This is a genomic window from Streptomyces sp. CBMA156 (genome assembly GCF_014596515.1).
Taxonomy (GTDB): Bacteria; Actinomycetota; Actinomycetes; order Streptomycetales; family Streptomycetaceae; genus Kitasatospora.
Genome location: NZ_MSJQ01000006.1, coordinates 1 through 12,929, shown reverse-complemented (window position 1 = coordinate 12,929; position 12,929 = coordinate 1). Strand labels below are relative to the sequence as shown.

Genomic DNA, 12,929 nt, shown 5'->3' with positions numbered 1-12,929 from the left:
ATCGGCGAGCCGGCCCGGGAGGCCAGGTCCGCGCGGTTGGCGGCCAGGTCGGCCGTCACCGCGCCGGTGCCCTCGCGCAGGCCCCGGGCGAGCAGCGCCGCCTCGCCAGCCTTCTGCCTGGCGAAGGCCAGCCAGCGGGCGATCTGCGGGTCGATGTCGCGCTCCGCCGCGGCGTCGACCGGCACGTGCAGCAGCGAGCAGGACGGCGCCACGTCGACCGTGCCGGCGAGGCCCAGCAGGGTCGCCAGGGTCGCCAGCGACTTCTCCAGGTCGTTGATCCAGATGTTGCGCCCGTCGATCACCCCCGCCACCAGCCGCTTGCCGGGCAGCCCGCCGACCGCGGCGAGGTCGTCCAGGTTCGCGGCGGCCGGGCCGGTGAAGTCCAGCGCCAGGCCCTCGACCGGGGCCTTCGCCAGCACCGGCAGCGCCTCACCGAGCCGGTCGAAGTAGCTCGCGACCAGCAGCTTGGGCCGCTCGGCGAGGGCACCGAGCTCGCGGTAGGCGCGGGCGGCGGCGTTGAGTTCGGCCGGGGTGCGGTCCTGGACGAGCGCGGGCTCGTCCAGCTGCACCCACCCGGCCCCCGCGGCCCTGAGCGCCGCGAGCAGCTCGGCGTAGACCGGCAGCAGCCGGTCCAGCAGCGTGATCGGCTGGAAGTCCTCGGCCACTCCCGGCGCCGGCTTCGCCAGCAGCAGGTACGTCACCGGGCCGACCAGCACCGGCCGCGCGGTGTGGCCCAGCGCCAGCGCCTCCCGCAGCTCGCCGACCGCCTTCGACGGGTCGGCGGCGAACACCGTGTCCGGCCCCAACTCGGGGACCAGGTAGTGGTAGTTGGTGTCGAACCACTTGGTCATCTCCAGCGGCGCGACCTCCTGGGTGCCGCGCGCCATGGCGAAGTACCCGGCCAGCGCGTCGGCGTCCACCGCCTCCCGGTGCCGGAGCGGGATCGCACCGACGGCCACGGTGGTGTCCAGCACGTGGTCGTAGAGCGAGAAGTCGCCGGTCGGGACCTCCTCGATCCCGGCCTCGGCGAGCTGCGCCCAGTTCGTCCGGCGCAGGCCGGCGGCGGTCGCCAGCAGCGCCTCCGCCGTGACGGCGCCCTTCCAGTACCCCTCGATCGCCTTCTTCAGTTCACGGTTGCGACCCTGGCGGGGGTAGCCGTGCACGGTGGCGACGCTCGCCGCGGCTGCGGACTTCGTGGTCAAGGGACTCTCCTTCGCGAGCCTGATTCCTCAAGTGCCCGGTGACGGCACGAGGACGCGAAGGGATGACGAACCGGACGGATACCCGTGCACGCGCACGGCCCCGCCAGGTATGGTCGCCGACCCGCCCACGAGGTCACCGGATGGCCGCACGCGAACGGTCGCGTACGGGCAGTGGCAGGTCTTCGGACTCGTGGGCGCGCCCTCCCCGGCCTCACCAGGGCGGACACCTACTGGCCGTCGCTTCCCAGACCCGTTCCCGGGCCCAGTGCGTATGACGGCGGTCGTTCCCACTCACCGCTGCGGGGCAGTCCCGGACTGGCCGATTGAAAGGCGTCACCGGGTTCCCTCTTACGACGCCCTGCCTGGCGGACAGGGCGAACCAGCTGCTCCGTCAGCTTAGGGGCAAACCGGCGGCGCCGAGGCGGAAATCTCGAAAGGCGTCCGCATGGTGGGACGTCGTCGCCGCGGGCCGCTACTCGGCGGGCTCCAGCTCCGGCTCGGTCCTGCGGGCCCGCCGCTCCCGTGCCACCCGGCCGCGCTGCCGGTCGGCGGCGCTCTCCAGGAGCAGCTCCGGGACCCGGTGGGGCCGGCCCTCGGCATCGACCGCCACGAACACCAGGTGCGCCGTCGCCACCCTGGTGACGGGCCCGGTGAGGTTCCACCGCTCCGAGGTCACCGCCACCGACACGTCCATCGACGTCCGTCCGACGTGGTCGACCCGGGCCCGGACGGTGAGGAGGTCTCCGGCCCGGACGGGTGCGAGGAACGACATCTCCTCGACCGAGACGGTGACCGCGGTGACACCGGCGTGCCGGCCCGCGGCGGCGGCCGCCGCGTCGTCGATCAGCTTCATCATCACGCCGCCGTGCACCGTCCCGTAGAGGTTGGTGTCGTGGTCGCTCATGATGTGGGCCAGGGTCACCGCGGACTCGGCCGGGGTGCGGGAGAGCACGGAGGGGCTGGTCACAGCGACGGCCCGCCCGTCAGGGCGCCGGACGGGGCGGCGGCCGGACGCCCGGCGTGCCGGCTCCGCGGGCCGTCGGGCCCGGGCCGGTGTCCACGGCGTACGGGCTCGTGGGGATCGTGGTCGGTGTTCCGCTTCACGGAACTCTCCTTCGCGGTTTCGCACACCCCGGGCACGCGAAGGGGCAGGCAGCGGTCCGGACACGTCCCGCCTGCACCGTCGACCCGCCCTCGGGGTCCTGGTGGGACCGCGGGCCGGCACGGCACGCGGGCAGCGGCAGGTCTTCGGACTCGTGGGCACGCCCTCCCGGCCGACCGGGACGGGCACCTACTGGCCGTCGCTTCCCGGGCCCGCTTCCGGGCCGGTGCACATGACGGCGGTCGTTCCCACTCACCGCTGCGGGGCAGTCCCGGACTCGCACCGGGTTCCCTCTTGCGACACCCCGCCTGGCGGACGGGGCGAACCAGCTGCCCCGCCAGCTTACGTCCATCGGCGCAGCTCACAGCCACCGCCCACCGGCCTGGGCCCGCCCGGGGGATCACACCCGGGGCCGGACGGCAGAATGTCCCCATGCGGCAGATCTTCGTCATCGGCATCGGTGCGGGCGACCCCGACCACCTCACCCTGCAAGCGGTCAAGGCCCTCGGCCGTACCGACGTCTTCTTCGTCCTCGGCAAGAACGAGGAACGGCAGGACCTCATCACCCTGCGCCGCCGGATGCTCGCCGAGCACGGCCGGCCGGGGCACCGCGTGGTCGAGGTGCCCGACGCGGAGCGCGACCGCGCCACTCCCGCGTACACGGCCGCGGTGGACGACTGGCGCGTCCGCCGCGCCGATCTGGTCGAGCGGCTGGTCGCCGAGCACCTCGGCGAGGGCGAGAGCGGCGCGTTCCTGGTCTGGGGCGATCCGGCCCTCTACGACAGCGTCATCGCCGTGGTGGACGACGTGTCGGCCCGGGGCGGCGTGCCGTTCGAGTACCGGGTGATCCCGGGCATCAGCAGCGTCTCCGCGCTCGCCGCCGCGCACCGCACCACGCTGACCCGGGTCGGCCGCCCGGTGCAGATCACCACCGGCCGCCGCCTCGCCGAGGGCTTCCCCGAGGGGGTGGACGACGTGGTGGTGATGCTCGACGGCCGGGCCGCCTTCACCGAGGTCGACCCCACGGGGCTGGAGATCCACTACGGCGCCTACCTCGGCACCCCGGACGAGGTGCTCGTCTCCGGGCCGCTCGCCGAGGCCGCTCCGCGGATCCGCGAGCTGCGCGAGCGGGCCCGCGCGCGCAAGGGCTGGATCATGGACACCTACCTGCTGCGCCGGTCGGACGGCTGACGGCGTGACGGCTGACGGCTGACGGGCCGCGGTGCGCCGCCCCGGGGGTGGGGCGGCGCCGCGCGTCAGCGGTTCCGGAACTCCGGCGGGCGCTTCTCGGCGAAGGCCGCCATGCCCTCCTTCTGGTCCGCCGTGGCGAAGGTGGCGTGGAAGAGCCGGCGTTCGAAGCGGACGCCTTCGGCCAGGGTGGTCTCGAAAGCGCGGTCGACGCTCTCCTTCATCATGACCGCCGCCGGGGTGGACATCGCCGCGATGGTCCCGGCGGTGGCCAGCGCCTCGGTGAGCAGCTGGTCCGCCGGGACGATCCGGGAGACCAGTCCGGCCCGCTCGGCCTCCTCGGCGCCCATCATCCGACCGGTCAGGCACAGCTCCATCGCCTTCGCCTTGCCGATCGCCCGGGTGAGCCGCTGGGAGCCGCCGATGCCGGGGATCACCCCGAGCTTGATCTCCGGCTGCCCGAACTTCGCGGTGTCCGCCGCCAGCAGCACGTCGCAGAGCATCGCCAGCTCGCAGCCGCCCCCCAGCGCGTAGCCCGCCACCGCCGCGACCACCGGCTTGCGCAGCGCACCGAAGCGGTCCCAGGCGGCGAACCAGTCGCCGAGGTAGGCGTCGACGAATCCGAGCGACTGCATCTCCTTGATGTCGGCGCCGGCCGCGAAGGCCTTCTCCGAGCCGGTGACCAGCAGACAGCCGATCTCCGGGTCCCGGTCGAACTCCGTTGCCACGGACACGACTTCGTTCATCAGCCGGGTGTTCAGCGCGTTCAGCGCCTTGGGCCGGTCCAGGGTGATCAGCCCCACCCGGCCCCTGCGTTCGACCAGGATCGTCTCGTAGCCGGTCACTCGGCACCCTTTCCCAGCGTCGTGATGATGGCCGAGAAGTCCAGTCCGGCCGCCTCGCCCTGGGCGAAGGAGGCGTACAACTCGGCGGCCCGGCGCCCGAATTCGGCCGGCAGGGCGGAGGCGGTGGCCGCGTCGGCGGCCAGCCCGAGGTCCTTGGCCATCAGGGCCGCGGCGAACCCGGCCGCGTACTCGCGGTTGGCCGGGCTGGCCGGGACGGGCCCGGGGACCGGACAGTTGGCGGTGAGCGCCCAGCACTGGCCGGAGGCCGTGGCGGCGACGTCGAAGAGCGCCTGGTGGCTGAGCCCGAGGCTCTCCCCGAGGAGGAAGGCCTCGCTCACCGCGATCATCGAGACGCCGAGGATCATGTTGTTGCAGAGCTTCGCGGCCTGCCCGGCACCGGACGGGCCGCAGTGCACCACCGTGCGCCCCATGGCCGCCAGCACCGGTTCCGCCTCGGCGAATTCGGCGTCGGAGCCGCCCACCATGAAGGTCAGGCTCGCGGCCTCGGCCCCGGGCACTCCGCCGGAGACCGGCGCGTCCGCCGCCAGGTGCCCCGCGGTGCGGGCCAGGCCGGCGGCGATCCGGGCGTCCCCGACCGCGATGGTGGAGCAGTCCACGAACAACGCGCCGCGCGGCGCCGCCGCCGTCAACTCCCGGTAGGACTCCAGGACGTGGCGCCCGGCGGGCAGCATGGTGACGACCACCTCGGCCGCCGCGACCGCCTCCGCCGCCGAGCCGGCCACGGCCACGCCGTGCCCGGCCGCGCGCTCCCTGGCGTCCTCCGCCAGGTCGTAGCCGGTCACCCGGAGCCCCGCCCTGACCAGGTTGGCGGCCATCGGGCCGCCCATGTTGCCCAGCCCCACGAATCCGATGTTCAGGCTCACCAGCGCTCCAGGGTGCTCGTGGTGGAGAGGCCGAGCTCACGCTCGCCCAGCCTCGCGAAGTGGCGGTCGACCTCGGCGTCCCGCACGGCGGCCAGGTCGGCCGGGCTCCAGCGCGGGGTGCGGTCCTTGTCGATCACCTGGGCCCGGATGCCCTCCGGCAGGTCGGCGGTGGCGAGCGCGGCGCAGGAGGTGCGGTACTCCTGGTCGAGGACGGCCTCCAGCGGGCCGAGCGCCCGGGCCCGGCGCAGCGCGGCGAGCGTCACCTTGACGGCGGTGGGCGAGTTGGCGGCGATCCGGCCGGCGGCCTCCCCGGCGGCCGGGTCGCCGGCCGCCGCCAGCCGCTCGACGATCTCCTCGACGGTCGGCGCGGCGTAGCAGCGGTCGATCCACTCCCGCTGCCCGGCCAGCCGCCCGGGCGGTGCGGCCGCGATGTGCCGGGCCAGTGCGTCGTGCACCGGCCGGACGGCCAGGTCGTCCAGCAGGGCGGGAAGCCGCCCGGCGGGCACGAAGTGGTCGGCGAACCCGCACAGCAGGGCGTCCGCGGCGCCGACCGAGCCGGCCGTGAGGGCCAGGTGGGTGCCCAGTTCGCCGGGGGCGAGGGCGAGCAGGTAGCTGCCGCCGACGTCCGGGACGAAGCCGATCCCGGTCTCCGGCAGGGCGATCCGGCTGCGTTCGGTGACGATCCGGACGCTGCCGTGGGCGGAGACGCCGACCCCGCCGCCCATCACGATGCCGTCCATCAGCGCCACGTACGGCTTCGGGTAGCGGGCGATCCGGGCGTTGAGGTGGTACTCGTCGCGCCAGAACCCCTCGGCGGCGGCGCGGTCCCCGCCGGTGGCGGCGCGGTGGATGGCGACGATGTCGCCGCCCGCGCAGAGCCCGCGCTCGCCGGCGCCGGTGACGACCACGGTGGCGACGGCGTCGTCGTGCTCCCAGTCGTCCAGGGCCCGGGCGATCCGCAGCACCATGGCGTGGGTGAGGGCGTTGAGGGCCTTGGGGCGGTTGAGGACGATCAGCCCGGCCCGGCCCTCCCGGTGGACCAGGACGTCGTCGGCCCCGGTGGTGTCGGCCCCCATCAGGCGGCCCCGATCAGGCCGCGGGCGACGATGACGCGCATGATCTCGTTGGTCCCTTCCAGGATCTGGTGCACCCGCAGGTCGCGGACGGTCTTCTCGATGCCGTACTCGGCCAGGTAGCCGTAGCCGCCGTGGAGCTGGAGCGCCTGGTTGGCCACCTCGAAGCCGGTGTCGGTGGCGTGCCGCTTGGCCATCGCGCACAGCTGCGGGGCCCGCGGGTCGCCGCGGTCCAGGGCCGCCGCCGCGCGCCAGAGCAGCGCCCGGGCGGCCTCCAGTTCGGTGGCCATGTCGGCGAGCCGGAACTGGAGCGCCTGGGCGTGCAGCAGCCGGGCGCCGAAGGCCTCGCGGTCGGCGAGGTGCGCCGTCGTCCGCTCCAGGGCGCTCTGGGCGCCGCCGAGCGAGCAGGCGGCGATGCCGAGCCGGCCGCCGTCGAGGCCGGCCATCGCGATCCGGAAGCCCTCGCCCTCGCCGCCGAGCAGCCGGTCGGCGGGCAGCCTGACCCCGTCCAGCAGCACCTGGCGGGTCGGCTGGGCGTTCCAGCCCATCTTCTTCTCGTTCGGCCCGAAGGAGAGGCCCGGGTCGTCCCGGTCCACCAGGAACGCCGAGATGCCCCTGGCGCCCGGTTCGCCGGTGCGGGCCATCACCAGGTACACCCTGGCGGCGCCCGCACCCGAGACGAACTGCTTCACGCCGTCCAGCACCCAGTGGTCGCCGGCGCGCACCGCCCGGGTGGTGATCGCGGCGGCGTCGGAACCGGCCCCCGGTTCGGTCAGGCAGTAGCTGCCCAGGTGCTCGGCCGAGCAGAGCGCGGGCAGCCAGCGGGCGCGCTGCTCCTCGGTCCCGTGGCGGTCGACCATCCAGCCGACCATGTTGTGGATGGACAGGTAGGCGGCGATGGACGGGCAGCCGCCGGCCAGCGCCTCGAAGGCCACCACCCCGTCCTGCCGGGAGAGTCCGGAGCCGCCGGCCTCCTCACGGACGTAGACCCCGGCCAGCCCGAGGTCGGCGGCCTTGCGCAGCACGTCCACCGGAAAGTGCTTGGTCTGGTCCCACTCCACCGCGTACGGCGCCAGGCACTCGGCGGCGAACTCCCGTACGGCGGCCGCGATGGCTGCCTGATCATCCGTCAGATCACTTGCGTGCACGGCGTTCACCCCATCGTCGGCATGGTGAAGCTCGCGCCCTCCTTGACCCCGGAGGGCCAGCGCGAGGTGACGGTGCGGGTGCGGGTGTAGAAGCGGATGGAGTCGGGGCCGTGCTGGTTGAGGTCGCCGAACGCGGAGCGCTTCCAGCCCCCGAAGGTGTGGTAGGCGACCGGCACCGGGATCGGCACGTTGACCCCGACCATGCCGGTGTCCACCCGCCGGGCGAAGTCCCTGGCGGTGTCGCCGTCCCGGGTGTAGATGGCCACGCCGTTGCCGAACTCGTGCTCGCTGGGCAGCCGCAGCGCCTCCTCGTAGTCGGCGGCGCGGACGACCGTGAGCACCGGACCGAAGATCTCCTCGCGGTGGATCCGCATCCCGGGCGTGACCCGGTCGAACAGCGAGGCGCCGAGGAAGTAGCCGCCCTCGTGCCCCTCCAGTCGGAACTCCCTCCCGTCGACGACGAGTTCGGCGCCCTCCCGGACGCCGAGGTCCAGGTAGCCGCGGACCCGGTCGAGCGCGTCGGCGCCGACCAACGGGCCGAAGTCCGCCGCCGGGTCGTCCGAGCGTCCGACCTTGAGCGCGGCGATCCGCTCGACCAGCTTGGCCACCAGGGCGTCCGCGGTCTCCTCCCCTACCGGGACGGCCACCGAGATCGCCATGCACCGCTCGCCGGCCGAACCGTACCCGGCGCCGATCAGCGCGTCGGCCGCCTGGTCGAGGTCGGCGTCCGGCATCACGATCAGGTGGTTCTTGGCGCCTCCGAAGCACTGCGCCCGCTTGCCGTGGGCGGCCGCGGTGGCGTAGACGTACTGGGCGATCGGCGTGGAGCCGACGAAGCCCACGGCCTGGACGCGCGGGTCCTCCAGCAGGGTGTCCACGGCCTCCTTGCCGCCGTTGACCACGTTGAGCACGCCCGGCGGCAGCCCGGCCTCCAGGAACAGTTCGGCCAGCCGCAGCGGCACCGAGGGGTCACGCTCCGAGGGCTTGAGAACGAAGGCGTTTCCGCAGGCCAGGGCAGGGGCGGCCTTCCAGAGCGGGATCATCGCCGGGAAGTTGAACGGGGTGATGCCCGCGACCACACCGAGCGGCTGGCGCATCGAGTACACGTCGATGCCCGTCCCGGCGTTGTCGCTGAACTCGCCCTTCAGCAGGTGCGGGATGCCGGCGGCGAACTCCACGACCTCCAGGCCGCGCTGGATGTCGCCGTGGGCGTCGGACACGGTCTTGCCGTGCTCGGCGGAGAGCAGCCGGGCGAGTTCCTCCTTCTCGCCCTCGACCAGTTGCAGGAAGCGCAGCAGCACCCGGGCCCGCCGCTGCGGGTTCCAGGCCGCCCATTCGGGCTGCGCCTGGGCGGCGTCGGCGATCACCGCCTCGACCTCGGCCCGGTCGGCCAGCGGCACCCGGGCCTGCACCCGGCCGGTGTTGGGGTCGAAGACGTCGCCGTACCGGCCGGACGTCCCGGCGACGCGCTTGCCGCCGACGAAGTGGGTCAGTTCACGGACCATCGGTTCCTTCTCTCATCAGCGCTGGGGAGAGGAGGAATGGAGAAGCACCGCCGCCCGGCCGCGCGCACAGTCGGCGCACGGGCCTGCGGGCAGGCGGAAAATGACGGATCGTCAGACGTCGAGCACCCTGGCGACCGGAAGCACGGCAGCGGAACGGGAACAGCGGCCCGGAGTCATGCGTGTCGTCTCCATCCTCGTGGAAAACACGAACCACCCGCGGCCGGTATCCTGACTCCCGGATCGACGCCCGCCCCCTGGCCTTCCCGGCTGGCTGCCAGTGGCCGTCTCCTGCGAGGACGGACTCCCCGGTCACAGTGGCGGGACCGTGCCGGACTCACACCGGCTTCCCTGACACCGCGGACCTGCCGTCGACCATATAGTTGGACGTCCTAGTAAGTCCAGAGCAACAACCCGTGAGAACACCTCACGGACGCGCCGTCACCGGCCCGCCCGGGCCCGTCGAGGACCGGCCGGGGCCGGGGCCGGCCTCAGCCCAGGAGCTTCGCCACCACCCGGTCGAGCGCCCGGATGTCCTCCGGCGGCAGCGCGAGCAGGGCGTCCGGCGGGGTGGCGAGGATGCCGGTGGCCAGCGCGGCCTTCGCCTCGCCCTCCTCGGTGAGGTGGACCAGCTTGGAGCGCCGGTCAGCCGGGTTGGTGATGCGTTCGGCGAGGCCGCGCCGCACCAGGTCGTCCACGATCACGGTGGTGTACGGCGGGTCGGCGGTCAGCCGCTCGGCCAGCTCCCGCAGGGTGATCGGTCCGGCGGCGAGCCGGCGCAGCGCCCTGACCCGGCTGAAGCTCATGCCGAGGGCGTCGGCGACGGCCTTGCGGCGGTCGTGGCGCTCCAGCACGAGCGCGTACATCCCCTGCCAGACCCGGGCCGCCATCCCGGCCTCGGCCTCGCCCGGCTCCGGATGTCCGCCGGTGTCAAGGCGCTCCATCAGGCGTCCACCGTCCCCTTCGTCTCTCTGATCCCGTTGCCGCCGGCGTCCTCGGCCGCCTCCTCGGCGGCGAGCCGCTCCGCCGCGCGTTCGGCCGTCGCCCTGGCCCAGCGACCGGAAGTGAGCGTACCCGTGACCAGCACCGCGACGCCGCAGCCGGCGATGATCCACCACACCGTCCGGGCGGCGGCGGTGAAGGCCGCCGGGTCGGTGTGGGCGGCACCGGCCATCAGCGCGCCGGCCACCGCGACGCCCAGGGACTGGCCGACCTGCCGGCTGGTGGAGGCGACGGCCGCCGCCACGCCCGCCTGCGCGCGGGGCATCCCGGAGACGGCGGTGTTCGTGATCGGCGCGTTGACCAGGCCGAAGCCGGTGCCGAAGAGCAGGAAAGCGACGACCAGCAGCCCGGTCGGCACGTGCTCGGCGTAGCCGACCGCCTGGAGCACGGCGCTCGCGGTCAGTGCCGTCCCGGCGAGCAGCAGGGGCGTGCGCGGCCCGCGGGTGGCCACCATCCGGCCGGACAGCGGCGCGGTGAGCAGCGACATGACCGCCATCGGCAGCATGAACAGCCCGGCGTGCAGCGGGTCGAGCCCGCGGACGTCCTGGAGGTACAGGGAGCCGACGAACAGGAACCCGCCGAGGCCCGCGAAGGCGGCGACCGCGATCACGGTGGCACCGGAGAACGGCGCGGAGCGGAAGAACCGCAGGTCGATCAGGGGGTCGGTGCGCCGGGGCTCGTACCACAGCAGGCCCAGCAGCGCGCCGAGCGCGGCCGCCGTGCAGCCGAGGACCACGGGCGAGGTCCAGCCGCGTTCCGGCGACTCGATGATCGCGTAGGTGAGTCCGGCGAGCAGCACCACGACCAGCGGCTGGCCGACCGGGTCCGCCCTGCGGGTGCGGGCCGCCCGCGACTCCGGCACGTAGCGGGTGAGGAAGAGCGCGGCCAGGCCGATCGGGACGTTGATCCAGAAGATCGCCCGCCAGCCGACCGACTCCACCAGGGCCCCGCCGAGGATCGGTCCGGCGGCCATGCTGATGCCGACCACGCCGCTCCACACGCCGATCGCGCGGGCGCGCTGCCGGGAGTCGGTGAAGGTGTTGCTGATGATCGACATGGCGACGGGGTTCAGCATCGACCCGCCGACCGCCTGGAGCATCCGCGCGGCGAGCAGCCAGCCGAGGCCGGGGGCCAGGCTGCACAGCAGGGAGGCCCCGGTGAAGACCACCAGCCCGATCCGGAACACCCGGCGGCGGCCGATCCGGTCGGCGGTCGAGCCGGAGAGCATCAGGAGGCTCGCCAGTACCAGGGTGTAGGCGTCGACCGTCCACTGGAGTCCGGACACCGAGGTGTGCAGGTCGCTCCGGATGGCGGGCAGGGCCACGTTCAGGATGGTGACGTCGAGGCTGACGATCAGCAGGCTCATGCAGCAGATGGCGAGCACGAGCCAGGGCCGCGGTCGGGCGGCATCAGGCATGACGAACGCTCCATGGTTAGTTGTGTCGTTGTAATTATTGTGAGCATACAACTAATTCGGCCGACGACTCCACCCTTTTCCTGCCCGGGAAAAACGGAACGGCCGCGCCCACACCGATCTCCTCGGCGGGGCGCGGCCGTCCAGGCCCGCGGGTCAGGCCTTCTTGACCACGCTCGACTTGAGCTGCATGGCGCCGAAGCCCTCGACACGGCAGTCGATGTCGTGCCCGTCGACGCCGTCCACCAGGCGGATGTTGCGCACCTTGGTGCCGGCCTTGATGCCGGAGACGCTGCCCTTGACCTTGAGCGCCTTGACCACCGTCACGGTGTCCCCGTCGTTCAGCACGTTGCCGACCGCGTCCTTGATCACACGCTCGCCGGCCGCGGCGCCGCTCTCCTCGGAGCCGCCGGGCACCCACTCGTGGGCGCACTCGGGGCAGACCACGAGGGCGTTCATCTCATAGGTGTACTCGCAGGAACACTGCGGGCACGGGGGCAGGCTGTCGCTCATGGGTTCAACGCATCCAGGGGTTTCGAGGCGGCCAGGGGCCGGGCCGGCGGGGCCGGTGCCCACGCCGAGGGCACCCTGACGCACCTCGCGCCGATCCGACGGCACGCCAGCATGTATGAACTTGAAGAATTTTTCAAACCACCTGTCCGCCGACGGGCCGGCAACCCCCGAAGGGCCACGATGTTCGGGTGGTCGCGCAGTGCGGCCGCGTGGCGCGCCTCCGCGATCGCATGGGCGACCGCCTCCTCATGCCCTCCCTCGGAACCGTCCTCGTCGAGCTGCAACTCCTTGATCGCCACATCGGCGTTCAGCACCTCGTCCCGGGCCGCCCACGCCTGCCCCATGCCCCCGCGCCCAGCGGACGGACGAGCCGGTACCTCCCGCCGACCATCCTGCCCGGCGTGGACATCGGTTCCATGGGCCTTCCCCTCACCGTGTTGACGTGTCATCAGATGGCGCCGGTCAGCGTACAGAACGCATTCGGCCGCCCGGAATCCGGTGGGCGGATCGCCGCCGACCCGTCCCGGCCGATCGCCCTCGGAGCTGTCGCAGGCGGGGCCGCCGCGCCCCACCGGCCAGCTGCGGGCCGCCCGGGAAGGGTCCGGCAGACGACCGCCCGGCCTCGGGGCGTCCTCCCCTCGGGGTGACGGTTCGGTGCCGCCACCGGGCAGTCGCCCGCTCACCGTCGGAGTCCGTCCGCGGGCGCGGAGGCCCCGGCCCGGGTCACCGGCCGGTCGGAGTCCTCGGCGAGGACCCGGTCCGGCCTGGCGGGCACCGTACGGACGCGTCCGGCCCCGGCGGCCCGGGCCGGGGCTCGCCGGGGATCGGCAGGGCCGGTTCGGGTGCTACAGCGCGTAGGTGTACGTCACCGGCGTGCTGGTGCCGCCCGCCGTGGTCACCGTGACGGCCACCGGTCCCGCCTGGTCGGCCGCCGGCGCGGTGGCGGTGCACAGCCGCGAACCGCAGGAGTGGCGGGTGGCGGGCCGGCCGGGCGCGGTGGCGGTGCACAGCCGCGAACCGCAGGAGTGGCGGGTGGCGGGCCGGCCGCCGAAGGAG

General features: G+C 73.8%; 10 protein-coding genes, 2 pseudogenes and 3 riboswitches. Of the genes and pseudogenes, 1 reads left to right on the top strand and 11 read right to left on the bottom strand.

What is annotated here, in order from left to right:
- Both BU198_RS00535 and BU198_RS00530 read right to left on the bottom strand, forming a co-directional pair.
- Window positions 1–1,202 (bottom strand): annotated as a pseudogene (locus tag BU198_RS00535) (5-methyltetrahydropteroyltriglutamate--homocysteine S-methyltransferase); the annotation flags it as partial.
- 155 nt (window positions 1,203–1,357) lie between these two features.
- Window positions 1,358–1,601: riboswitch (cobalamin riboswitch) on the bottom strand.
- A gap of 73 nt (window positions 1,602–1,674) precedes the next feature.
- Window positions 1,675–2,169, bottom strand: a complete 495-nt coding sequence (locus tag BU198_RS00530) for an acyl-CoA thioesterase (RefSeq protein ID WP_317619893.1) — start codon at window positions 2,167–2,169, stop codon at window positions 1,675–1,677.
- 275 nt (window positions 2,170–2,444) lie between these two features.
- Window positions 2,445–2,600: riboswitch (cobalamin riboswitch) on the bottom strand.
- A gap of 136 nt (window positions 2,601–2,736) precedes the next feature.
- Here BU198_RS00530 and cobF point away from each other — a divergent pair.
- Window positions 2,737–3,495 carry a precorrin-6A synthase (deacetylating) gene (cobF, locus tag BU198_RS00525; protein ID WP_188294794.1) on the top strand — a complete coding sequence of 253 codons (759 nt, stop codon included), beginning with the start codon at window positions 2,737–2,739 and terminating at the stop codon, window positions 3,493–3,495.
- Between the two features lie 65 nt (window positions 3,496–3,560).
- Here the strand turns inward: cobF and BU198_RS00520 are convergent, their stop codons facing one another.
- The 9 genes and pseudogenes from BU198_RS00520 to BU198_RS00480 form a co-directional block, all read right to left on the bottom strand.
- Window positions 3,561–4,337, bottom strand: coding sequence for an enoyl-CoA hydratase (locus tag BU198_RS00520; protein WP_188294793.1), 777 nt, complete (start codon window positions 4,335–4,337; stop codon window positions 3,561–3,563).
- Window positions 4,334–5,221, bottom strand: a complete 888-nt coding sequence (gene mmsB, locus BU198_RS00515; RefSeq protein WP_188294792.1) for a 3-hydroxyisobutyrate dehydrogenase — start codon at window positions 5,219–5,221, stop codon at window positions 4,334–4,336. Before mmsB ends, BU198_RS00520 begins: the two co-directional genes overlap by 4 nt.
- Entirely contained in the window at window positions 5,218–6,297 is a 1,080-nt protein-coding gene (locus tag BU198_RS00510; protein WP_188294791.1) for an enoyl-CoA hydratase/isomerase family protein, read from the bottom strand. Before BU198_RS00510 ends, mmsB begins: the two co-directional genes overlap by 4 nt.
- Window positions 6,297–7,442 carry an acyl-CoA dehydrogenase family protein gene (locus BU198_RS00505; RefSeq protein ID WP_317619892.1) on the bottom strand — a complete coding sequence of 382 codons (1,146 nt, stop codon included), beginning with the start codon at window positions 7,440–7,442 and terminating at the stop codon, window positions 6,297–6,299. The genes BU198_RS00510 and BU198_RS00505 overlap by 1 nt, the downstream gene beginning before the upstream one ends.
- 5 nt (window positions 7,443–7,447) lie before the next feature.
- A complete protein-coding gene (locus tag BU198_RS00500; RefSeq protein ID WP_188294789.1) occupies window positions 7,448–8,947 on the bottom strand; it encodes a CoA-acylating methylmalonate-semialdehyde dehydrogenase in 1,500 nt (499 codons plus the stop codon).
- A gap of 200 nt (window positions 8,948–9,147) precedes the next feature.
- Window positions 9,148–9,339, bottom strand: a riboswitch (cobalamin riboswitch).
- Window positions 9,340–9,435: 96 nt separating this feature from the next.
- The gene (locus tag BU198_RS00495) at window positions 9,436–9,888 is read right to left on the bottom strand and encodes a MarR family winged helix-turn-helix transcriptional regulator (protein ID WP_188294788.1); all 453 of its coding nucleotides are present in this window, start codon (window positions 9,886–9,888) and stop codon (window positions 9,436–9,438) included.
- Complete coding sequence (locus BU198_RS00490; RefSeq protein ID WP_188294787.1) at window positions 9,888–11,363, bottom strand: MFS transporter; 1,476 nt, start codon at window positions 11,361–11,363, stop codon at window positions 9,888–9,890. The genes BU198_RS00495 and BU198_RS00490 overlap by 1 nt, the downstream gene beginning before the upstream one ends.
- Window positions 11,364–11,516: 153 nt before the next feature.
- Window positions 11,517–11,873 (bottom strand): zinc ribbon domain-containing protein YjdM, encoded by a 357-nt coding sequence (locus BU198_RS00485; protein WP_188294786.1) that lies wholly within the window; start codon window positions 11,871–11,873, stop codon window positions 11,517–11,519.
- Window positions 11,874–12,718: 845 nt separating this feature from the next.
- Window positions 12,719–12,929, bottom strand: a pseudogene (locus BU198_RS00480) (cell surface protein); the annotation flags it as partial.

Bases quoted from the DNA above. Each gene is read 5' to 3' on its own strand.
- cobF (WP_188294794.1), top strand. From the start codon at position 2,737: ATGCGGCAGATCTTCGTCATCGGCATCGGTGCGGGCGACCCCGACCAC.
- BU198_RS00510 (WP_188294791.1), bottom strand. From the start codon at position 6,297: ATGGGGGCCGACACCACCGGGGCCGACGACGTCCTGGTCCACCGGGAG.
- BU198_RS00500 (WP_188294789.1), bottom strand. From the start codon at position 8,947: ATGGTCCGTGAACTGACCCACTTCGTCGGCGGCAAGCGCGTCGCCGGG.
- BU198_RS00495 (WP_188294788.1), bottom strand. From the start codon at position 9,888: ATGGAGCGCCTTGACACCGGCGGACATCCGGAGCCGGGCGAGGCCGAG.
- BU198_RS00490 (WP_188294787.1), bottom strand. From the start codon at position 11,363: ATGCCTGATGCCGCCCGACCGCGGCCCTGGCTCGTGCTCGCCATCTGC.
- BU198_RS00485 (WP_188294786.1), bottom strand. From the start codon at position 11,873: ATGAGCGACAGCCTGCCCCCGTGCCCGCAGTGTTCCTGCGAGTACACC.